This is a genomic window from Nonomuraea ceibae (assembly GCF_019396325.1).
Classification (GTDB): Bacteria; Actinomycetota; Actinomycetes; order Streptosporangiales; family Streptosporangiaceae; genus Nonomuraea; species Nonomuraea ceibae.
This window is the reverse complement of record NZ_JAHKRO010000020.1, coordinates 1-20,284: the sequence shown is the minus strand read 5'-3', so window position 1 is coordinate 20,284 and position 20,284 is coordinate 1. Positions and strand designations below refer to the sequence as shown.

22 protein-coding genes are annotated in these 20,284 nt (G+C 71.8%); 16 read left to right on the top strand and 6 right to left on the bottom strand.

Going from position 1 to position 20,284, the window contains the following annotated elements:
• Positions 1-61: 61 nt before the first annotated feature.
• Positions 62-1,261: an acetyl-CoA C-acetyltransferase gene (locus KME80_RS15890; RefSeq protein WP_219505800.1), complete on the top strand. Its 1,200-nt coding sequence runs from the start codon at positions 62-64 to the stop codon at positions 1,259-1,261.
• Between the two features lie 165 nt (positions 1,262-1,426).
• Here KME80_RS15890 and KME80_RS15885 read toward each other — a convergent pair whose 3' ends face one another.
• From KME80_RS15885 to KME80_RS15875, 3 genes are all read right to left on the bottom strand, one after another.
• Entirely contained in the window at positions 1,427-1,579 is a 153-nt protein-coding gene (locus tag KME80_RS15885) for a hypothetical protein (RefSeq protein ID WP_219505799.1), read from the bottom strand.
• 144 nt (positions 1,580-1,723) lie between these two features.
• Positions 1,724-2,395, bottom strand: a complete 672-nt coding sequence (locus tag KME80_RS15880) for a DUF4230 domain-containing protein (protein WP_219505797.1) — start codon at positions 2,393-2,395, stop codon at positions 1,724-1,726.
• A 27-nt stretch (positions 2,396-2,422) separates the two neighbouring features.
• Positions 2,423-3,793, bottom strand: coding sequence for a hypothetical protein (locus tag KME80_RS15875; protein ID WP_219505795.1), 1,371 nt, complete (start codon positions 3,791-3,793; stop codon positions 2,423-2,425).
• A 229-nt stretch (positions 3,794-4,022) separates the two neighbouring features.
• Here KME80_RS15875 and KME80_RS15870 point away from each other — a divergent pair, with 229 nt between their 5' ends.
• From KME80_RS15870 to KME80_RS15855, 4 genes are read left to right on the top strand one after another with little or no spacing between them, the layout of a single operon-like run.
• The gene (locus KME80_RS15870; protein ID WP_219505794.1) at positions 4,023-4,574 is read left to right on the top strand and encodes a MarR family winged helix-turn-helix transcriptional regulator; all 552 of its coding nucleotides are present in this window, start codon (positions 4,023-4,025) and stop codon (positions 4,572-4,574) included.
• Entirely contained in the window at positions 4,558-5,496 is a 939-nt protein-coding gene (locus tag KME80_RS15865; RefSeq protein ID WP_219505791.1) for a tetratricopeptide repeat protein, read from the top strand. The genes KME80_RS15870 and KME80_RS15865 overlap by 17 nt, the downstream gene beginning before the upstream one ends.
• Positions 5,497-5,505: 9 nt before the next feature.
• A complete protein-coding gene (locus tag KME80_RS15860) occupies positions 5,506-6,135 on the top strand; it encodes a cytidylate kinase-like family protein (RefSeq protein ID WP_219505789.1) in 630 nt (209 codons plus the stop codon).
• 56 nt (positions 6,136-6,191) lie between these two features.
• On the top strand, positions 6,192-7,601 hold the full coding sequence (locus KME80_RS15855; protein ID WP_219505787.1) for an NAD-dependent malic enzyme: 1,410 nt from the start codon (positions 6,192-6,194) through the stop codon (positions 7,599-7,601).
• 132 nt (positions 7,602-7,733) lie between these two features.
• On the opposite strand, the gene KME80_RS15850 is transcribed toward KME80_RS15855, so the two are convergent.
• Complete coding sequence (locus KME80_RS15850; protein ID WP_308125786.1) at positions 7,734-9,104, bottom strand: MFS transporter; 1,371 nt, start codon at positions 9,102-9,104, stop codon at positions 7,734-7,736.
• A gap of 135 nt (positions 9,105-9,239) precedes the next feature.
• Between KME80_RS15850 and KME80_RS15845 the strand changes: the two genes are divergently transcribed.
• Positions 9,240-9,905, top strand: a complete 666-nt coding sequence (locus KME80_RS15845; protein ID WP_308125785.1) for a TetR/AcrR family transcriptional regulator — start codon at positions 9,240-9,242, stop codon at positions 9,903-9,905.
• Here KME80_RS15845 and KME80_RS15840 read toward each other — a convergent pair.
• Positions 9,853-10,359, bottom strand: a complete 507-nt coding sequence (locus KME80_RS15840; protein WP_219505783.1) for a hypothetical protein — start codon at positions 10,357-10,359, stop codon at positions 9,853-9,855. The genes KME80_RS15845 and KME80_RS15840 overlap by 53 nt on opposite strands.
• A 113-nt stretch (positions 10,360-10,472) precedes the next feature.
• Between KME80_RS15840 and KME80_RS15835 the strand changes: the two genes are divergently transcribed.
• Positions 10,473-11,051 carry a YqgE/AlgH family protein gene (locus tag KME80_RS15835; RefSeq protein WP_219505781.1) on the top strand — a complete coding sequence of 193 codons (579 nt, stop codon included), beginning with the start codon at positions 10,473-10,475 and terminating at the stop codon, positions 11,049-11,051.
• 22 nt (positions 11,052-11,073) lie between these two features.
• Here KME80_RS15835 and KME80_RS15830 read toward each other — a convergent pair whose 3' ends face one another.
• Entirely contained in the window at positions 11,074-11,682 is a 609-nt protein-coding gene (locus KME80_RS15830) for a TetR family transcriptional regulator (protein WP_219505779.1), read from the bottom strand.
• 156 nt (positions 11,683-11,838) lie between these two features.
• Between KME80_RS15830 and KME80_RS15825 the strand changes: the two genes are divergently transcribed.
• From KME80_RS15825 to KME80_RS15785, 9 genes are all read left to right on the top strand, one after another.
• Positions 11,839-13,431: a DHA2 family efflux MFS transporter permease subunit gene (locus tag KME80_RS15825; protein WP_219505770.1), complete on the top strand. Its 1,593-nt coding sequence runs from the start codon at positions 11,839-11,841 to the stop codon at positions 13,429-13,431.
• Positions 13,432-13,526: 95 nt separating this feature from the next.
• Complete coding sequence (locus tag KME80_RS15820; protein ID WP_219505768.1) at positions 13,527-13,784, top strand: DUF3039 domain-containing protein; 258 nt, start codon at positions 13,527-13,529, stop codon at positions 13,782-13,784.
• A 77-nt stretch (positions 13,785-13,861) separates the two neighbouring features.
• Positions 13,862-14,740: a zinc metalloprotease gene (locus KME80_RS15815; RefSeq protein ID WP_219505766.1), complete on the top strand. Its 879-nt coding sequence runs from the start codon at positions 13,862-13,864 to the stop codon at positions 14,738-14,740.
• Complete coding sequence (locus KME80_RS15810; RefSeq protein ID WP_219505764.1) at positions 14,737-16,131, top strand: MFS transporter; 1,395 nt, start codon at positions 14,737-14,739, stop codon at positions 16,129-16,131. Before KME80_RS15815 ends, KME80_RS15810 begins: the two co-directional genes overlap by 4 nt.
• An 83-nt stretch (positions 16,132-16,214) precedes the next feature.
• A complete protein-coding gene (locus tag KME80_RS15805) occupies positions 16,215-17,099 on the top strand; it encodes a hypothetical protein (protein ID WP_219505761.1) in 885 nt (294 codons plus the stop codon).
• A 34-nt stretch (positions 17,100-17,133) separates the two neighbouring features.
• Positions 17,134-18,882, top strand: a complete 1,749-nt coding sequence (locus KME80_RS15800; RefSeq protein ID WP_308125784.1) for a DEAD/DEAH box helicase — start codon at positions 17,134-17,136, stop codon at positions 18,880-18,882.
• Between the two features lie 160 nt (positions 18,883-19,042).
• A complete protein-coding gene (locus KME80_RS15795) occupies positions 19,043-19,414 on the top strand; it encodes an anti-sigma factor antagonist (protein ID WP_219505759.1) in 372 nt (123 codons plus the stop codon).
• Positions 19,415-19,495: 81 nt separating this feature from the next.
• The gene (locus KME80_RS15790) at positions 19,496-20,071 is read left to right on the top strand and encodes an RNA polymerase sigma factor (RefSeq protein WP_308125783.1); all 576 of its coding nucleotides are present in this window, start codon (positions 19,496-19,498) and stop codon (positions 20,069-20,071) included.
• On the top strand, positions 20,064-20,284 hold a 221-nt coding region (locus tag KME80_RS15785; protein ID WP_219505757.1), incomplete at its 3' end, for a hypothetical protein. The genes KME80_RS15790 and KME80_RS15785, both read left to right, overlap by 8 nt.

Below are 20,284 nucleotides of genomic sequence, written 5' to 3'. Positions count from 1 at the left end.
GACACCCGGCGATGCGTGGGTATCGTGTCAAAGAATCCACCGTGCGCACAGGAGGCCCGCCATGTCTGGTTCCGTCATCGTCGCCGGAGCTCGCACCCCTATCGGCAAGCTGCTAGGCGCCCTGTCCGGGCTGTCGGCCGTGGAGCTCGGGGGGATCGCCATCAAGGCGGCCCTGGAGCGGGCCGGGGTGTCGCCGGAGGACGTGGAGTACGTGATCATGGGGCAGGTGCTCCAGGCGGGGGCGGGGCAGATCCCGTCACGTCAGGCGGCGGTCAAGGCGGGCATCCCGATGACCGTGCCGTCCGTCACGATCAACAAGGTGTGCCTGTCGGGGCTGGACGCCATCGCGCTGGCCGACCAGCTGATCCGCGCCGGTGAGTTCGACGTGGTCGTGGCCGGTGGCATGGAGTCGATGACCAACGCGCCGCACCTGCTGCCGGGCCTGCGCAAGGGCGTCAAGTACGGGGGTTCGCAGGTCGTCGACTCGATGGCGCACGACGGGCTGTTCTGCGCCTTCGACCAGTGCGCCATGGGCGAGTCGACCGAGCGGCACAACGCCAGGCTCGGCATCGGCCGCGAGGAGCAGGACGAGGTGTCGGCCCGTTCGCACCAGCTCGCCGCCGCGGCCGCCAAGAACGGCGCGTTCGAGTCGGAGATCGTGCCGGTGGAGATCCCGCAGCGGCGGGGCGAGCCGATCGTGGTGAAGGACGACGAGGGCGTGCGCGGCGACACCTCGGTCGAGGCGCTCGCGCGGCTGCGGCCGGCGTTCGCGGCCGACGGGACGATCACGGCCGGGTCGGCGTCGCAGATCTCCGACGGGGCGTGCGCGGTGGTCGTGATGTCCAAGGCCAAGGCCGAGGAGCTGGGACTGCCCTGGCTGGCGGAGATCGGCAGGCACGGCAACGTCGCCGGGCCGGACGCCTCCCTGCAGTCGCAGCCGGCCAACGCCATCAAGCACGCCCTGGGCAAGCAGGGTCTCACGCCCGGCGACCTGTCGCTGGTGGAGATCAACGAGGCGTTCGCCAGCGTGGTCATCCAGTCGGCGAAGGAGCTCGGCGTGCCGAGGGAGATCGTCAACGTCAACGGCGGCGCGATCGCGCTCGGTCACCCCATCGGGGCGTCGGGGGCCCGCCTGGTGCTGACGCTGGCCCACGAGCTGAGGCGCCGGGGCGGCGGTCTCGGTGCGGCCGGGCTGTGCGGCGGCGGCGGTCAGGGCGACGCGCTGATCATCAACGTGCCCGCGCAGGACGTGTCCGAGTAGCGGGGCCGGGTCCCAGCAGCAGGACGCACCCATATAAGGGCGCATCCGTATATGTCGTGAGAAAAGGGGCGCCCCGCTCTCCAACCCAGGAGAGCGGGGCGCGGGTTCAGGGCGGTTGATGCGCCCGGCCGCGAGGGAGGTTGCGGCCGGGCGTTCTTGGGGCGGTCATGACGAGAGCAGGCGGGCGAAGACGGAGCGGTGGCGGCCCTCGCCGCGCTGCTCCTTGACGGCCTGCCGGACCCTGCGGTGCTCGGCGGCGGCCTCGCGCAGCTCACGCGCGTGGTTCTGCATGACTACGTATTCGAACTCGGCGTTCATGGAGAGTGCTCCTTGGTTGTTGTTTCCCTGCACTCTCAAGAATGGTCCTAAGGCCCCGGGCGACACATCGGGCGGATGCCTTATCTGCCCCGGTCCGGGGGCCTAGAGGGTACTTAGGAAGGCGCCGGGCACGGCGGGCACGGCCTAAGGCTCCCCGGCGTAGCTGACGGTGACCTTGGTGAAGCCCAGTGACCTGAGCAGGCCCTCCAGCATGGCGCGGGTGTTGGCGTCGGCGCGGCTGCGCAGGTCGCTGGCCACGGCCGCCTCGGCGATCTTCTTCTCCGCGAGCACGTACAGCTCCCGCTGGTCGCCGGGGGAGGACGACAGGAAGTCCTGGACCCGGTCGATCAGCCCGCGCTGCTGGGCGAAGACGTAGGAGCGGGTGTTGTCCAGGTTGGGCTTTTCCAGCTGGGCGCGCGGCAGGCGCACGTCAGCCCGGGTGCGGTCCTCCGACACGGTGATGGCGTCCTTGGCCAGGGTGGAGAAGTCCACATAGGCGTCGACGCTGCCCGCCCCCACGAACAGCGTGCGGCTGCCCTTGACGGCGTCCGGGAGGAAGTTGGCGTCCTTCTCCAGATCCACCACGACCTGGAAGGAGCCGGTCGCGGCCTCGTACCGGCTCATGTCCTTGATGGACTGGAGCAGGGCCGGACCGGAGCGGTCGATCGCGCGCTCGCCGAGCGGGTTGAGCCAGGTCCAGGCCACGCGGCCGGCCACCACGAGCAGAACCGCCAGGACCAGCAGCCCGGCCAGATATCGCCACCTGCGGCGCCGCCGGGGGGTTGGCGCGGGCGGCGCCGTACGGGATGTCGTCATGCTGCTTGACTACCCGAGGAGAGATCATCAGTGCCACCCGTGGGGTGACATCTTCGGTCCCCAGCCCGGAGAGGCGCTCGGGTCGGGGTAGACCGGGTAGACCTGGGGGCTGCTCGCGGTGTCGGGCTCGGTGGCGACCGGGGTGGCCACCTGGACGGACGTGCCGGCCGGGCCGCCGCCGAAGTGGGTGGTCGACAGCTTGCAGGTCTGGAAGTCGCTGAAGAACATCCGCAGCCACTCGCGGCGCTGGTGCTCGTTGAGCCCGGAGAACCAGGCGGCGGCGTACTCGTGCTCCAGCAGCGGGCCGCCGGGCAGCGGCTCGCCGCGCAGCCACGCCATCACGATCTCCCGGTAGCCGTCGGCGGGTCGGCCGTGGCAGCGGGCGGCCAGCGCGTCGAGGTATTCGCGCGCGGCCTCGTCGGCGAAACCGGCCGACAGGTCGGGCAGGTGGATCGGCGCCAGCCCGGACGACGGCGTGAGCGGGTCGTCCAGCGGACGCTGCTCGACGCGGGTGAACGCGGCCGGCGTCTCGGCCAGGCGGGAGGCGATCTCGGTGAACGCCGCCCCCAGCTCGGTGAGCCCGGCGCGCATGCCGGGATGGACGCAGACCGTGATCGGCCACTCCTGGCAGCTGTAGGCGATCTCCTGGGCGGCGGCGGGCTTCGGCTCGGCCAGCACCCGCGCGACCCCGGTGCCCGCGAGCAGCACCGCGAGCAGCGCGAACGCCAGCACCAGCGCCTGCCGGGTCACCAGCGCCGCCCAGCCCAGCAGCAGCGCGCAGGTGACGCCCAGCAGCCAGATGATCTGGTTGAGGAAGATCGTCCCGCTGAGCCCCTGGAACAGGTCGTACGGCTCGCCCGTGCCCGGCGCCAGCCGGTCGGCCCAGCCCTCGCCGTCGGCCAGCCAGGTGAACAGCCCGTAGCAGGCCAGGCCGGCGATCGGCGGCGTGACCGCGTACGGCAGCACCCAGCCGGCCACCCACCCGATCACCGAGTAGAGCGCCAGCCCCGCCATGCCCATGCCGAGGCCCGACAGGCTCAGCCGCCCCGACTGCTCGGTCAGCACCGTCTTGACGGCCAGCACCAGCACGGTCGCGGCGAACGAGCCCAGCACCACCACCAGGATGGCCAGCGGCGCCCGCAGGGCTCGCCAGGTCGTCAGCTGCAGGCCGCGTGACGCCCGGCGCTTGCGCAGCGCCACCCAGGCGGCGAACGCGGCGGCGACGGGCCCGGTCAGCCGGAGCGATCCGATGACCGCGGCCACGATGTTCTCCCAGGCGTCGACGCCAGGGATCAGGACGCTCCACGCCGCGACCAGGCCGAGAGCGAGGAGCACGGCCACCGTGACGGCCGCGCTCTGTCTCAGCTCCTCCCGTGAAACGCCCCCGTGCTCACGCACCCTTGTCCCCGTTGAAGTTCATCAAAGCACCCCCCGTGCCCCGTAGGCGCGGCGAAGCGGTCAGGCCCGGCCGTCCCCACGGCTGATGGACTTGGCTTCCCCGTCACCATTCGATGCGAGAACCATAACTGAGCGTGATGATTGCCGCCCGGATTCTTGGCCAAGCGAAGAATCCGATCGCGCTCCGTAAGCGCACGAACCTGGACGAGCAGCGCGCTACCGTAGCGCTGTGTCGCAGCCCAAGCCCCTCAACCTGCCGTTCGATCCCATCGACCGTGCCGCGGAGTCCTGGCGCGCTCACTTCGGTCCCTCTTCCGCCATGGCCGCCGTCACGTCGATCATGAGAGCGCATCAGATCCTGCTGTCGCAACTTGACTCGCTCCTGAAGCCGTACGACTTGACCTTCGCCAGGTACGAGGCTCTGGTTCTCTTGACCTTCAGCCGGACCGGGGCGCTGCCGCTTTGGAAAATCGGGGAGCGGCTCATGGTCCACCCGACCAGTGTCACGAACACGGTTGACAGGCTCGAAAGGTCCGGCCTGGTCCGCCGCATGCCCAATCCGCGGGACGGCCGTGGTGTGCTCGCCGAGATCACCGAGGCGGGCCGTGACGTCGTGCGGCGCGCCACCGCCGAGCTCATGGGCGCCGACTTCGGCCTGGGCATGTACGGCGAGACCGAACTGCGGCAGATGTTCGAGCAGTTGCGCACGCTGCGGGTGGCGGCGGGTGACTTCTCCGGGCCGGACATGCGGCAAGATGAGGAGCATGGCGGACTTCTCTAGGCCCGGATCGCTCTACGGAGCCGTGGATCTGGGCGCGCGCAAGCAAGCCCTGGAATCGCAGGCCCGGCGGGAGGCGGCGGGTCCCCAGGGGGCCTCGCCGGCCTCGGTCGTGGACGTGACCGAGGAGACGTTCACGAGCGACGTCATCGACCGCTCGATGACCACGCCGGTCGTCCTCGACCTGTGGTCGCCGCGGGCGCCCGGCAGCGCCCAGCTCAGCCCCGTGCTGGAGAAGGTGGTCGGCGACGCCGGCGGCAAGGTGGTCCTGGCCCGGGTCAACGTCGACGCCAGCCCGCAGATCGCGCAGGCGCTGCGCGTGCAGGCGGTGCCGACGGTGCTGGCGATCTTCCAGGGGCAGGCCGTGACCGGCTTCCAGCAGGTGCTGCCCGAGCAGGAGGTGCAGCGCTGGCTCGACGAGCTGATGGGCGCGGTCGAGCAGTTCTACCAGGCCAACCCGGGCGCCCGGCCGCCGGCGGCGGAGCCGGGTGAGGAGGCGCCGCAGGCGCCCCCGGCCGACCCCGACCTGGTGGCCGCCGAGCAGGCCATCGACCAGGGCGACCTCGACGCGGCCGCGGCGGCCTACGAGCGGCTGCTGGCCCGCGCCCCCGGTAACGAGGACGCCAGGATGGGCCTGGCGGGCGTCAGCCTGATCAAGCGGACGGCCGACGCCGACCCGGCCGAGGTGCAGCGCAGGCTGGACGACCCGGCCGACATCGACGCCCAGCTCCTGGCGGCCGACCTGGAGATGCTGTCGGGCTCGGTCGACGAGGCGTTCAACCGGATCATCGCGGTGGTCAAGCGCACGTCCGGCGACGAGCGTGACAAGGCCAGGCGGCATCTGCTGGGCCTGTTCGACGCGCTGCCGGCCGAGGATCCGTCTTTGGCGAAGGCGCGTAGAGCTTTGTCGAGCGCTCTGTTCTAACCTGGGGGTATGCGTGTAGTCACGCTCTCCGCGACCTACGGCACGGCCGGCAGCCACATCGGCCCGGCCGTGGCCGAGCGGCTGGGCGTGCCCTTCGTCGACCGCGCGATCCCCGGCGCCGTGGCCCAGGAGCTGGGCTGCACGCTGGAGGAGGCGCTCGCCCATGACGACCGGGCCGAGCGCGGCCTGGGCAGGCTGCTGTCGGGCGCGATGCGGCTGCCGACGGTCACGTTCGGCGGCGTCGACATGTACGTGCCCGGGGTGCTGCCGCACGCGCCGGAGGAGTTCGTCCGCCACACCGAGCGGGTGCTCACCGAGACCGCCCGTGACCAGGGCGGCGTCTTCCTGGGCCGGGCCGGGGCGGTGGTGCTGGCCGAGCACCCGGGCGCGCTGCACGTGCGGCTCGACGGCCCGATCGAGCGCCGCGTCCGGCAGACCGCCACGCTCGGCGAGCTGACCGAGCGCGAGGCGCGCAGGATCATCGAGGACAACGACCGGGCCCGCACCGCCTACGTGCGCCACTTCTATCGTGCGGACCCCGCCGACCCCCGGCTCTACCACCTGGTCGTCGACAGCACGGCGATCCCGGTGGCGGCCTGTGTCGACCTGATCGTGACAGCCGCGACGGCGCTCGCTTGACCAGTTGCCCCCTACCATGGGAGGACTTCTTGGTCAGGCGCGAAGGAGCGATTGACGTGGCGACCGTCCCGAGTGTGTCGTACTCCATCACCGTGCGGCTCGAGGTGCCGGCCGGCGGCAAGGCCGTCAGCCAGCTCACCCATGCCGTAGAGTCGGCCGGCGGGGTGGTCACCGCCCTCGACGTCACCAACGCGGGCCACGAGAAGCTCCGCATCGACGTCACGTGCGCGGCGCGCGACACCGACCACGCCCAGGCGATCGTCGACCAGCTCGAAGCGGTCGAGGGCGTCGTCATCCACAAGGTCTCCGACCGCACGTTCCTCATGCACCTCGGCGGCAAGATCGAGATGAAGTCGAAGGTGCCGCTGCGCAACCGCGACGAGCTCTCCATGGCCTACACGCCGGGCGTGGCCCGGGTGTCGATGGCGATCGCCCGCAACAAGGAGGACGCTCGCCGCCTGACCATCAAGCGCAACACGGTCGCCGTCGTCACCGACGGCTCGGCCGTGCTGGGGCTGGGCAACATCGGGCCGGAGGCCGCGCTGCCCGTGATGGAGGGCAAGGCGGCGCTGTTCAAGCGGTTCGCGGGCATCGACGCCTGGCCGATCTGCCTCGACACCCAGGACGTCGACGAGATCGTCCGCGCGGTGCAGCTCATCGCGCCGGGCTTCGGCGGCATCAACCTCGAGGACATCGGCGCGCCGCGCTGCTTCGAGGTGGAGCGGCGGCTGCGCGAGCTGCTCGACATCCCGGTCTTCCACGACGACCAGCACGGCACCGCGATCTGCGTGCTCGCCGCGCTGACCAACGCGCTGCGCGTGGTCGACAAGCGGATCGAGGACGTGCGCATCACGATGGCGGGCGCGGGCGCGGCGGGCAACGCCGTGCTGCGGCTGCTGCTGGCCTCGGGCGCCCGCAACGTGATCGTCTGCGACTATCTCGGCGCCGTCCACCAGGGCCGCGACGACCTCGACGACTCGCTGCGCTGGATCGCCGACCACACCAACGCCGAGGGCTACTCGGGCGACCTGCGCGGGGCGGTCAAGGGCGCCGACGTGTTCGTGGGGGTGTCCGCGCCGGGCATCCTGACCGGTGACGACATCGCCACGATGGCGCCGGGCGCCGTGGTGTTCGCGCTGGCCAACCCGGAGCCGGAGGTCTCTCCCGACGACGCCCGCGAGCACGCCGCGGTGGTGGCCACGGGGCGCTCCGACTACCCCAACCAGATCAACAACGTGCTGGCCTTCCCGGGTGTCTTCCGGGGGCTGCTCGACGCGCAGGCGACCGAGGTGACCTCGGAGATGCTGCTGGCCGCCGCCGGAGCACTGGCCGCCGTGGTCACGCCCGAGGAGCTGGGCCCCAACTACATCATCCCGAGCGTCTTCCACCCGGACGTGGCGAGCGCCGTGGCCGCCGCCGTCCGCGAGTCCGCCGGCGGCCGTGCCCGGGGCTTCACCGAGGCGTGACCGCAGCGGCGGCCCTCGCCGCCGACGCGTTCTCCCCGGTACGGAGTGCGTACCGGGGAGATGTCGTGACGAGGGCCGGTCGCGGGGTTCGCGGGCCGCGTCGGAAGCGGGGGAGAGCCCGTGATGGGGATGTCAGCGGGCCACGCGGATGAACGCGCCCGCCAGGGCGAGGGCGGCGTTGACCAGCACGGCGACGAGCACGCCCTGGAGCACGCTGCCCATGGCGGCGGTGACCACGGCGCTCATGACCGGGATGCCCATGGTGATGCCGACCTGCTGGGTCATGGTGGCGAGGCCGGTGGCCAGGCCCTGCTCGGAGTCGGGCAGTCCGGAGGTGGCGGTGACCATGAAGGCCACGATCGCCACCATGTTGCCGATCCCGCCGGCGAAGGTGGCGGCCAGCAGCAGCCAGATCCAGCCGGGCGCGGTGCCGAGCAGGGCGAGCGACGCGGTGGCCGCGGCCTGGAGGGCGAAGCCGGTGGCCAGCGCCTTGCGGAGCCCGACGCGGGCCAGCACGCGCGGGGCGAGCACGCCGCCGACGACGGTGCCGAGCCCGAGCACGCCGAACGCCAGGCCGGTGGCCAGCGCCGAGTAGCCGAGCACCTTCTGCAGGTAGAGCGTCATGAGGAAGACGAGCGAGGTCTCGGTGGCGAAGGCGAGCAGGCCGGCCAGGTTGCCCCATTTGATGCTGGGGCGGGCCAGGACGGCGACCGGCACGAGGGGCGCGACGGCGCGCTTCTCGGCGAACCAGAAGGCGACGAGCAGCACCGCTCCGGCGGCCAGCCCGGCGAGCGCGACCGGGTCGGCGAAGCCGTGCTCGCCGGCGCGGGTGAGGCCGTAGACGAGGGCGAGCAGGCCGCCGGTCACCGTGACGGCGCCGAGCACGTCCATGCGGGGGCGGCGGTCGGGCCGGCTCTCGGCCAGCACGACGGGCGCGGCCACCAGGACGGCCAGCGCGACGGGCACGTTGACGTAGAACGCCCAGCGCCAGCTCAGCAGCTCGGTCAGCAGGCCGCCGAGGATCGCGCCGGAGGTGAACCCGGCCGACATCAGCGCGCCGTTCAGCCCGAGCGCCCTGGCGCGCAGCGGCCCTTCGGGGAAGGACGTGGTGAGCAGCGACAGCCCGGCGGGCGTGACCACGGCGGTGGCGAGCCCCTGGGCGACGCGGGCGGCGAGCAGCATGCCGGGCGAGGTGGCGAGCCCGCCGGCCAGCGACGACAGGCCGAGCAGCGCCATCCCGGCCAGGAAGAGCCGGCGGCGTCCGAACAGGTCGGCGATCCGCCCGAACAGCAGCGTGAACCCGGCGGCGGCCAGCGCGAACGTGGTGGCCACCCACTGCAGGTCGGCGAGGCCGAACCCGAGTCCGGCGCCGATCACCGGGAGCGCCACGTTCAGAATGGAGAAGTCAACAGCGAGCATGAACTGGGAGCCCAGCAGCAGCACGAGGACCAAGCGCTGCCGGGAGCTCATCCGATCGGTCACCCGCTCATCGAGCACAGTCACGTCATCCCCCTTAACGGGTAATCTGTTCCATTAGGATGGCGTGACCTTAACACATGAGGAGAATTAATGGAACAAGGGTCCCGTTTGGCGGGAACGGTCCGTCCTGGCGGCCGTACGGCGAAGGTGCGCGCGGCAGTGTTGCAGGCAACCCAGGACGAGCTGGTCGAACGCGGCTTCCACGGCCTCAACATGGAGCAGGTGGCCACCAGGGCAGGCATCGGAAAGACCACTATCTACCGCCGCTGGGGCACCACGGCCGGGCTGGTCACGGAGCTCATGACCGAGCTGGCCGCCCAGTCCTCGCCGCCGCCCGACACGGGCAGCATCCAGGGCGATCTGGAGGCCAACGCGATCAGCGTGATGGAGGCCGTCAACGACCCGCGCCTCGGCGCGACCTTCCAGGCCGTGATCGCGGCCGCCACCTGTGACGAGGGCGCCGCCGCGGCGCTGCGCGCCTTCTACGGGCGCCGCATCTCGGAGTGGGCGACGGTGGCCGACCAGGCGATCGCGCGCGGCGACCTGCCGCCCGGCACCGACGGCCAGGAGCTCATCAAGGCCGTCTCCGCGCCGCTCTATTACCGCCTGGTGGTGACGCGCGAGCCGGTCGACCGCGAGGCCGCGGTGCGCGCCGTGACCGTCGCCCTGATCGCGGCCCGGGCCGGCGCCTTCGTCACCGGCCCCGCCGCAGCGGGCGTCGGCGCGGATCCGGGCGTGCCCGGCCTCGGTGTGGAGCCCGCCGTTCCCGGCGTCAGTACGGGTCCCGCCGCGACCGGGGCCACAGCGACCCGTACCACCAGATGATCCCGCCGGTGAGCACCATGCCGCCGGCGGTGGCGAGCTTGCCCATCAGGTCCACCGGAGGCCCCGTGAAGGGCAGGTGACGCCGGCCGCCGGGGCAGTCGTTACGCACCCGCGTGGAGTCGATCAGGGTGTCGGGGTGGCTCTCGCTGACCGAGTACGCCTCGATCTCGACGCTGCCGCCGTGCCGGATCCGCACGTGCCGGGTGATCGCCTTGCGCGCGGGGATGGAGCCCGTCGCCACGGTCGCGGAGTCGGCGCGCAGGTCGAACCGGGCGAGCTGGCGGGTCTGGTTGCGCAGCGTCACGCGTACGGTGCCGGCCCGGCAGCCGATGCGGTCGACGCTCATCGTGAAGGGGTCGCCGGTGTCGGGCTTCGGCCAGGCGGGCGCCGCCGCAGGAGGGAAGAGCATGAGACCCAGGAGCAGTCCCAGACCTGCCAGGGCGAGACGGCGCATGTGACCCTCCCGAGTTCGCGAACTTTGGTACCTACCGTGCCCATATGACTACGAAAAGTAACATCGCCGGACCGGGGGAGCGGGAAGGCCGGTTCACCCCTCATGATGGAGGTATGGCGGAGGCGATCTACGTCGGCGGTTTGTTGGTGGCGACGCCGCTCCTCGACGACCCCAACTTCCGGCGTAGCGTCGTGCTGATCCTCGAACACGACCTCGACGGCGGCACCCTCGGGGTGGTTCTCAACAGGCCGAGCGAGATCTCGGTGACGCAGGTCCTGCCCGTGTGGGACCCGCTGGTGACCGGCCCGCCGGTGCTGTTCGAGGGCGGCCCGGTGCAGACCGACAGCGCGCTGGCGCTCGCGGCGGTGCCGAGCGGGGAGGAGCCGCTGGGCTGGCGCCGCCTCCACGCGGGCACGCCGGCGGTGTCACGGCTGGGCACGGTCGACCTGGACGCGCCGCCGGAGATCCTCCAGGGCGAGATCGCCCAGATGCGGATCTTCGCCGGTTACGCGGGCTGGACGTCGGGTCAGCTCGAGAGCGAGATCGCCGAGGGCGCCTGGTACGTCGTCGACTCCGAGGCGGGCGACACCTTCCACACCGACCCGGGCTCGCTCTGGCGTCACGTGCTGCGGCGGCAGCCGGGCGAGCTGGCCTTCGTCGCCACGTGCCCGGACGACCCGACGATGAACTAGACCGATGAACTAGGCCGATGAACTAGGCGTCCCAGCCGGGCCGCAGCGAGCGTTCCACGACCTGGAGGGTCTGCTCGACGCGGCGCACCATGAGCTTGAGGTCGAGGACGTCCGACGCGCAGCCGTAGTCGACGCGCATGGGCGACATCGCGAACGCCACGACCAGCGCCGGGACCGGGCCGGCGTCGAGGGTGACGCCCATCCGGGCGGCGACCGCCTCGGCCAGGCGGAGCTCGCTCTCCATGCCCCGGGCGATCGTGAAGGCGACGAGGTTGGGGTTGTCGTCGAGGACGCGCCGCAGTTTGAGGAACCTCTCGGTGTCGGCGGTCGTCGACTGCTCCATCTCGCGCAGCACCGCGCGCACGGCGTGGGTCATCGCGGCGAACGGCGGCTCGTCGGGCGGCCTGGCGGCCAGCGTCTCCAGCATCGTCTCCTCGCCCTGGTCGTGATACCAGAGCAGCAGGTGGTCCTTGCTGGTGAAGTAGCGGAAGAAGGTGCGGGAGGAGACGTCGACCGCCCCCGCGATCTGCTCCACGGTGGTCGAGTCGTACCCTTGTTCGAGGAACAGATCCAGTGCGGCGTCGAGCAGCGCGAGCCGCGTCTTCTCCTTCTTACGTTCCCGCAGACCCACCGGCGTCACTCCCTCGAAACCTTCCTGTCACAGTATGACACAAGTCAGGATGCGACGAATAAAACTCATTTGTCATCTGGCAGACTCTGACGTAGATTACCCGGGCTTATGAGACGTACGCCCCGGTGTGGGGCGGGATGTGTTTAGGGGGACTTCATGGCACAGACGAAGGTGGTAGAGGCGCCACCACCGGGGGAGAAGGCCGCCAATCCGTGGCTGGTGCTGCTCGCGGTCAGCCTCGGCGTCATCATGGTGATGCTCGACGGCACCGTGGTCGGCATCGCCAACCCGGTGATCCAGTCCGATCTGGGCGCCTCGCTCGCCGACCTGCAGTGGGTGACGAGCGGCTACCTGCTCGCGCTGGCGGTCTTCCTGATCACCGCGGGCAAGCTGGGTGACCTGTTCGGCCACAAGCGCGTGTTCCTCATCGGCGTCGCCGGCTTCGCGATCACCTCCGTGGGCATCGGCCTCAGCCAGCAGCTCGCCGACATCGTGCCCGGCGTCACCCCGGTCGGCGCGCTCATCGGGCTGCGCGTGCTGCAGGGCCTGTTCGGCGCGCTGCTGCAGCCCGCCGCGCTGGCGCTGCTGCGCAACGCCTTCCCCGGCGAGAAGCTCAACCAGGCGATGGGCGCGTGGGGCGCGATCATCGGCCTGTCCAGCGCCGCCGGCCCGATCGTGGGCGGCCTGCTGGTCCAGGACCAGGGCTGGGAGTCGGTCTTCTTCATCAACGCCCCGGTGGGCGTCATCGCCCTCGTCATGGGCATCTTCCTGATCAAGGAGAGCCCGGTCAAGGTGCTCAACCGCATCGACTGGGGCGGCGTGGTGCTGCTGTCGGGCGCGATGTTCGCGCTCGTGTGGACCATCATCAAGGCGCCCGAGTGGGGCTGGGGCGACTCCACGACGCTGGGCTTCATGGGCGCGTTCGCGGTGCTGATCGCCGCGTTCATCTTCTGGCAGAGCCGGGCCCGGCAGCCGCTGGTGCCGCTGTCGCTGTTCACCAACGCCTCGATCTCCATCGGCACCGTGCTGATGATGATGGTCGCGTTCGCGATGTTCGGCGCGATGTTCTTCCTGGGCTTCTTCTTCCAGGGTGTGCACGGCCTGAGCCCGCTGGACGCCGGCCTGCGCATGCTGCCGATGAGCGCCGGCATGATCGTCGCCTCGCCGCTGGCCGGCATGATGATCGGCAAGCTCGGACCGAAGATCACGATGGCGTCCGGCCTGGTGGTCACCGCCGGCGCGATGTTCCTGATGTCCCGCCTCAGCATGGACGCCTCGTTCCTGGAGAGCGCGATCCCGTTCGTGGTGCTGGCCTTCGGCCTCTCGCCGGTCTTCGTCGGCGCCACCGAGGTCATCGTGGGCAACGCGCCCGTCGAGCTCAGCGGCGTCGCGGGCGGCCTGCAGCAGTCGGCCATGCAGGTCGGCGGCGCGCTCGGCACCGCGATCCTGGGCGCCGTCATGGCCGGTGAGATCTCCGACAAGCTGCCCGGCTATCTCGGCCCGGCCGCCGCGAGCATCCCGCCGGACCAACTCGGGTTGCTGGAGAAGGCGGCCGCGTTCGGCGGCCTGCCGGCGGGCACGCCCGAGCAGCTCGTGCAGGTCGTGGGCCCGGCCGTGAACAGCGCGTTCATGGACGGCATGCACCTGGCCTTCCTGGTCAGCACCGGCATCGCGCTGCTCACCGCGGTCCTGGCCCTGTTCGTCAAGGCCGGCCGCAAGACCGAGGGTGCGCCGGTCCACGTCGGCTGACGCACTCTCCCGTACGGCTCCCTTCCCTCCGGGGACGGGAGCCGTATCGCTGTTCACGAGCGGGAGCGGTCGGCGGCGGGAATAGACTCGATGGGGTGAGCACGAAGATCCTTCCAGAGCAGGACACCCGTCCGCAGACCTCGCACGGCGACGGCGACCACGAGCGGTTCGCCCACTACGCCGACAAGCACAAGATCACCGAATCCATGGTGACGGGCACGCCGATCCGCGCGCTGTGCGGCAAGATCTGGGTGCCCAGCCGCGATCCCAAGAAATATCCGGTCTGCCCGGAGTGCAAGGAGATCTACGAGGGCCTGCCGTCCGGTGGCGGCGAGGGTGACGACAAGCAGTGAGTGTTGCTGACCGGTGATCGCCCACGGGAGGGCTACGGTTCGTATCCGGACCGCCCCCTACCGTAACGGGAGATCACATGACCCGGCGCGCCGCCGTCCTGATCGTCTGCGTGCTCGCGGCCGGGTTCACGCCGCCGGCCTCGCCGGCGGCGGCGTCGAGCTGCCTGCGCGCGGCCGGTCATCCGCGCTCGCCCGAGCCGCGCGCGCCCAAGCCGGGTGACGTGGCGGCGGTCACCGCCGAGCTCGCCCAGCGGCTGCGCGGCGTCAGGACGCCCGCCCGGATCACGGTGCCGACCTGGGTGCACGTCATCACCGACGGCGCCGCCAAGGCCACCACCAAGGCGGTCAAGGCGCAGATCGCCACGCTCAACGACGCCTACGCGGGCCGGCTCGGCGGGGCCGACACCGGCGTCAGCTTCCGCCTCGACGGCATCGCCGTCACCCGCGACGCCGCCTGGTTCACCGCGCCGATCGCGCACGAGCGCGCCATGAAGACGTCGCTGCGCAAGGGCGGGCCCGAGACGCTCAACCTCTACCTCGCCCAGCCCGGCGACCTGGTGCTCGGCTTCTCCTCCTACCCCTACTGGTACGAGTCCCAGCCCCGGCTCGACGGCGTGGTGATCGACTGGCGCGGCCTGCCCGGCGGCACGCTCGACGGCTACGACCAGGGCTACACCGGCGTGCACGAGATCGGCCACTGGCTGGGCCTGTTCCACACCTTCGAGAACGGCTGCGAGGAGCCCGGCGACGGCGTGGCCGACACCCCCGCGCAGGCCGGGCCGACCGAGGGATGCCCGGTGGAGCAGGACACCTGCGCGGCGCCGGGCCTCGACGGCGTGCACAACTTCATGGACTACGCGCAGGACCGGTGCATGCGCGAGTTCACCGCGGGCCAGGGCCTGCGTATGCGCCAGATGTGGGCGGCATACCGGGTGCGCCCTACGATGTCCGGGTGACAGCACCAAACGCACTAGATGCCCCTCACGAGATCCCCCGCATCTTCAGCCATCCGTACCGGGTGGCGACCGTGGGCATCCTCCTCGTCGTCACCCTGATCGCCTTCGAGGGCATGTCGGTCGGTGTGGTCATGCCGCAGGTCGCCGCCGACCTCGACGCGCAGGAGATCTACGGGGTCAGCTTCTCGGCCTTCCTCATCGCCAGCCTGTTCGCCAACGTGGTCGCCGGCCTGTGGTCGGACCGGCGAGGCTACGCGCTGCCGTTCGTCGCGGGCGTGGTGCTGTTCGTGGTCGGCATGGGCATGGCCGGGGCCGCCGTGAACGAGATGCTGTTCCTCGTGTCCCGGGCCGTGCAGGGCCTGGGCGCCGGGGCGTCGATCGTGGCCCTCTACGTGATGATCGCCCGGGTCTATCCCGCCGTGATGCGGCCCCGCGTGTTCGCCGCGCTGTCGGCCGCCTGGGTCGTGCCCGCCATGGTCGGCCCCGCCGTCGCCGGCTTCGTGGGCGACACCTGGGGCTGGCGCTGGGTGTTCTACGGCATCATCCCGCTCGTGCTGCCCGCCCTGGTCATGCTCGTCCCGGCGCTCAAGAGGCGTCCCTCCGACGAGGAGACCTCGCCCGGCGAGGGGCCGCGCTCGCGGCCCGTGGCCATGACCGTCGCCGCCTCCGCCTCCGCCCTGGGCGCCGGCGTGCTCCTGTACGGCGTCGACACGGTGCACAAGGCCGCCCTGATCGGCGGCCTCGCGTGCGCCGGCGGGCTGGCCCTGCTGCTGTACGGGCTCGTCAGGCTGCTGCCGCAGGGCGCGCTGCGGTTCGGTCGCGGGCTGCCGACCACGGTGATGATGCGCGGCCTGTTCTCCGCCGCGTTCTTCGGGGTGAACGGCTTCATCCCGCTGGCCCTGCACGACGTGAAGGGGTTCGAGACCGGCGCCGCCGGCCTCGCGCTCACCACCGGCGCACTCGGCTGGTCGGCAGGCTCGTACCTGCAGAGCAGGCGCACCGCCGAGCCGCACCGGCGGATCAGGTTCGGCGCGGCCTGCGTGACCGTGGGCATCGCGCTGTCGGTCCTGGCGGTGCTGCCCGGCGTCACCGGCTGGATCGCGGTGCCGGCCTGGGTGGTGGCCGGGTTCGGCATGGGGCTCGGGCTGACCACGGTCAACGTCACCGCGCTCAAGCAGTCGCCGGTCAGCGAGCAGGGCGCCAACAGCGCGGCCCTCTCGGTCACCGACATGCTGGGCTCCGCGCTCACGCTGGGCATCGGCGGCGCGCTGGTGAACCTCATCGGGCACGGCCCGGCCGAGCTCGTGTGGGGGTTCGCGGTGATCTGCGGGCTCATGGCGGCCATCGCGGTCGCCGCCCTGCTGCTGTCCTCACGGGTCGCGGCAAGGTGATTCTGCCCCTTCCGCCACAGCGATCACGGAACGCCTGAAGCCCCGCGCCCTGCGGTGATACGACTGCGGCACGAGGAGGTGCCATGGAGCGTGATCACCGCAGGCGGCCCTACGGCGGCGGGCACGGCGGCAGGCGCGGAGGCGAGCCGGAGGAGCTGTGGGACCCGGCCGCCCGCGCCGCCACGCGCGGCCTCGAACCCGAGGAGCCGGTCGGCCAGGCGTGGGACTCCCTGCCGCCCTCCGCCCGCCTCTACGGCGCTCCGGCCGCCCCAGGCGGCCCCCGGGTCCGGCGCAGCGCCCTGCGCCGCGTGTGGGCCCTCCTGCGGGGCCTGGCGGGAGGACGGTGGGGCCGCGCCGTGCTGGGCGCGGCCGTGGCCGTGGCGGCGGTGGCCGGGCTGACCGCCGTCGTGCTGCGGATCACCGCGCCGGGCGGCGCGGGGGCGCCGCTCACCGACACCATCGCCGGGGTGCGGCTGGCGCTGCCCGCCGGATGGCAGGAGGGCAAGGTGCCGCCCGTCACCGGGTTCACCTCGGTCGCCAGGGCGCCCGGCGGGGGCGCGCTCGTCATGGCCAGACCGGTCACCGGCGCGCCGGCCGACCCCGCCGGGGCGGTCAAGGAGGCGGCCGAGCGCTACTCCGAGCTGCTCCTGAAGGGCGACCGGGTGACCGTCGTCGCCGACGAGCCGCTCGCCCTCGGGCACACCAGGGCGCTGCGGGCCGAGTACGACGACGTGGTGAACCGGCCCGCCTACCTGCGCGTGACACTCGTCACCGAGAACGGCAGATCGGCGCTGCTCGTCGGCCTGCTCCAGCCCGAGGACGAGACGGGCAGGCAGGTCGTGGACACCGTGCTCGCCAGCGTGCGATATGCCGCGACCCGCCCATACCACTCCTGGGGCGGCTTGGCCAGGATCGACGATGCACGGCACGTCTTGTCGGTGAGCCCGATTACTCTTGGGTCACTGTGAGAGAGCGAAGCACACGAACCCCAGAGGTGATGCGGTGAGCACGTTCGCCGCATCCCACCTGTCGCCTTCCTATCCGGACCGGGCCGCGTGGGGCACCGCCCCCAAGCTCCGGGCCTGGCAGCAGCAGGCGTTCGACCTGTATTTCAGGCGCGAGCCGCGTGACTTCCTCACCGTGGCCACCCCCGGAGCGGGCAAGACCACCTACGCCCTGCGCATCGCCAGCGAGCTGATCGCCAACGGCGTGATCCGGGCGATCACCATCGTCACGCCCACCGAGCACCTCAAGCGCCAGTGGGCCGACGCCGCCGGCAAGGTCGGCATCAGCATCGACCCCGAGTTCAAGAACAGCCAGGGCGCCACCAGCCGCGACTACCTGGGCGTCGCCGTCACCTACGCCCAGGTCGCCATGCACCCGGCGCTGCACCGGGCGCGCACCGAGGCCCGCAAGACCCTCGTCATCTTCGACGAGATCCACCACGCGGGCGACGCCAAGTCGTGGGGCGACGGCGTGCGCGAGGCGTTCGAGCCCGCCACCCGCAGGCTCCAGCTCACCGGCACCCCGTTCCGCTCCGACGACAGCCCGATCCCGTTCGTCACCTACGAGGAGGACGCCGACGGCGCCAAGCGCAGCGTCTCGGACTACTCCTACGGCTACGGCCCGGCGCTCGACGACGGCGTCGTGCGGCCGGTCATCTTCCTGGCCTACTCCGGCGAGATGAAGTGGCGCACCAGGGCCGGAGACGAGCTGGCAGCCACGCTCGGCACCCCGCTCACCAAGGACCAGCTCTCCCAGGCGTGGCGGGCCGCGCTCGACCCCAAGGGCGACTGGATCCGCCAGGTCATGCAGGCCGCCGACCGGCGCCTGACCGAGGTGCGGCGCGGCGTGCCCGACGCCGGCGGGCTGGTCATCGCCACCGACCACGAGACGGCCCGCGCCTACGCCCGCCACCTGCGCTCGATCAGCGGCGAGGGCGCCACGGTCGTGCTCTCCGACGACCCCGGCGCGTCCAAGAAGATCAAGCAGTTCGCCGCGTCCGGCGACCGCTGGCTGGTCGCGGTCCGCATGGTGTCCGAGGGCGTCGACATCCCCCGCCTGTGCGTGGGCGTCTACGCCACCTCGACCTCGACCCCGCTGTTCTTCGCCCAGGCCGTCGGCCGGTTCGTGCGGGCCCGCAAGCGCGGCGAGACGGCCTCGGTGTTCCTGCCGTCGGTGCCGACGCTCATGGGCCTGGCCAACGAGATGGAGGTCGAGCGCGACCACGTGCTCAACCGCAGGCCGCCCGAGGACGGCCTGGACGACAGCCTCCTGGAGGACGCCAACCGCAAGAAGGACAACCCCGACGTCCTGGGCGACGAGCTGCCGTTCGAGACCATGGAGACGTCGGCGACGTTCGACCGGGTCCTGTTCGACGGCGGCGAGTTCGGCACCGGCGCGGAGATCGGCTCCGCCGAGGAGGAGGACTTCATCGGCCTGCCCGGCCTGCTGGAGCCCGACCAGGTCGCCACGCTGCTGCGCAAGCGCCAGTCCGAGCAGCAGGCCGCCAAGCGCGCCCAGCCCGCCGAGCGGGCTCCCGCGCTGGCCCCGCACGAGCAGATCGCCGAGCTCAGGCGCGAGCTCAACGGCCTCGTCGGCGCCTGGAACCATCGCACCGGCCAGCCCCATGGCGTCATCCACTCCGAGCTGCGCCGCGCCTGCGGCGGCCCGGCCATCGCCCAGGCGACGGCCGAGCAGATCCAGGAGCGCATCGACAAGATCCGCCAGTGGGCCACCCAGCGCCGCTGAGCGCCCGCCAGGTCAGTTGACGGTCACCGGCCCCGGCCGGTGACCGTCACGCTGCGCGACTCTGTTCGTTTGGCGACAGAGTCGTGACCTTCCGTTAGAGCACGTACGGATGAGGCAACACTGACCTTGGCCGCCTTGGGAGATGAGAAGGACGTTGCCGATGTCGTCTGAGGCCACGGGAAAGTCACTGCTGAGCGTCTCTTCCGGCCTCTCGCGCAACGCCGTCATCGTCCGGCTCGACGGCGAGGTCGACGGCGACGCCGTGCTCATCCTGCGCGACCACCTGGAGCGCGTGTGGGAGATCGCGCCCACCCCCTACCTCATCATCGACCTGGCCGGGGTCGGCTTCTGCGACTCGATCGGCCTCAACGAGCTCGTCGACATCATGCACCGGTGCGAGGCCCGCGGCACCCGCCTGCTGCTCGGCGGCGTGCAGGGCGTCATGGCCCGCGTCCTCTACATCACCGGGCTGCGCAACGCCTTCGAGGTCTTCGACACCTACGAAGAGGCGCTGCGCCACGCGAACTCGTGAGAACCCGTCTTCCTCGTCCGGGTGATAGCAGGTGACGACACCCGACGAAAGGGGGCGAGTTTGATCACGGACACTGCACGCGTGTCCACCGACGCCGAGGTGATCCAACGCTCCAGGCAGGAACCGGCGGCCTTCTCCACCCTGTTCGACCGGCACGCTCCGGCCCTGCACCGCTACGTCACCCGGCGTCTGGGCGACTCGCTCGCCGACGACGTCGTCGCCGACACGTTCCTGGCCGCCTTCCGGCGGCGCGACCGCTACGACCTGAGCCACGCCGACGCGCGGCCCTGGCTGTACGGCATCGCCGCCAACCTCGTCGGCAAGCACCGCCGCGCCGAGGTCCGCGCCTACCAGGCGCTCGCCAGGACCGGCGTCGACGAGGTGGCCGAGAGCTACGCCGAGCGCGTCGAGTCACGGGTGTCGGCCTCCGCCGCGCACCGCGACCTCGCCCGCGCGCTCGCCGCCCTCACCCCGGACGAGCGGGACGTGCTGCTCATGATCGCCTGGGCGGACCTCGGCTACGAGGAGGTGGCCGTGGCGCTCGGCATCCCGGTGGGGACCGTGCGGTCCCGGCTGCACCGGGCCAGGAAGAAGACCCGTGCCGCGCTGGGCGGCACGGACCCGACCCAGATCGCCGAGGAGGCAGACCATGGATGACCTGCGGTTGCTCCAGGAGATGCGCGCCGACGCCCCCGAGCCCGCCGCCGACCGCCTGACCCGCATGCGGGCCACGGTGATGGACACGGCAATGAATGGCGCTCCCGCGCAGCCGTACGAACCGCTGGCGGCGGGCGCCGACGGCTCGGCACGCGCCACGCTGGCCCGGCGCACGCCGCGCCGCCGCCTGCGCAGGGTGGGGGGCGGGGTCGG

Coding starts and splice junctions, on each gene's coding strand:
- KME80_RS15860 (WP_219505789.1), top strand. CDS start 5,506: ATGCGTGTAGTCACGCTCTCCGCGACCTACGGCACGGCCGGCAGCCAC.
- KME80_RS15825 (WP_219505770.1), top strand. CDS start 11,839: ATGGCACAGACGAAGGTGGTAGAGGCGCCACCACCGGGGGAGAAGGCC.
- KME80_RS15890 (WP_219505800.1), top strand. CDS start 62: ATGTCTGGTTCCGTCATCGTCGCCGGAGCTCGCACCCCTATCGGCAAG.
- KME80_RS15805 (WP_219505761.1), top strand. CDS start 16,215: ATGGAGCGTGATCACCGCAGGCGGCCCTACGGCGGCGGGCACGGCGGC.
- KME80_RS15885 (WP_219505799.1), bottom strand. CDS start 1,579: ATGAACGCCGAGTTCGAATACGTAGTCATGCAGAACCACGCGCGTGAG.
- KME80_RS15840 (WP_219505783.1), bottom strand. CDS start 10,359: ATGCGCCGTCTCGCCCTGGCAGGTCTGGGACTGCTCCTGGGTCTCATG.
- KME80_RS15795 (WP_219505759.1), top strand. CDS start 19,043: ATGTCGTCTGAGGCCACGGGAAAGTCACTGCTGAGCGTCTCTTCCGGC.
- KME80_RS15835 (WP_219505781.1), top strand. CDS start 10,473: ATGGCGGAGGCGATCTACGTCGGCGGTTTGTTGGTGGCGACGCCGCTC.
- KME80_RS15865 (WP_219505791.1), top strand. CDS start 4,558: ATGGCGGACTTCTCTAGGCCCGGATCGCTCTACGGAGCCGTGGATCTG.
- KME80_RS15880 (WP_219505797.1), bottom strand. CDS start 2,395: ATGACGACATCCCGTACGGCGCCGCCCGCGCCAACCCCCCGGCGGCGC.
- KME80_RS15815 (WP_219505766.1), top strand. CDS start 13,862: ATGACCCGGCGCGCCGCCGTCCTGATCGTCTGCGTGCTCGCGGCCGGG.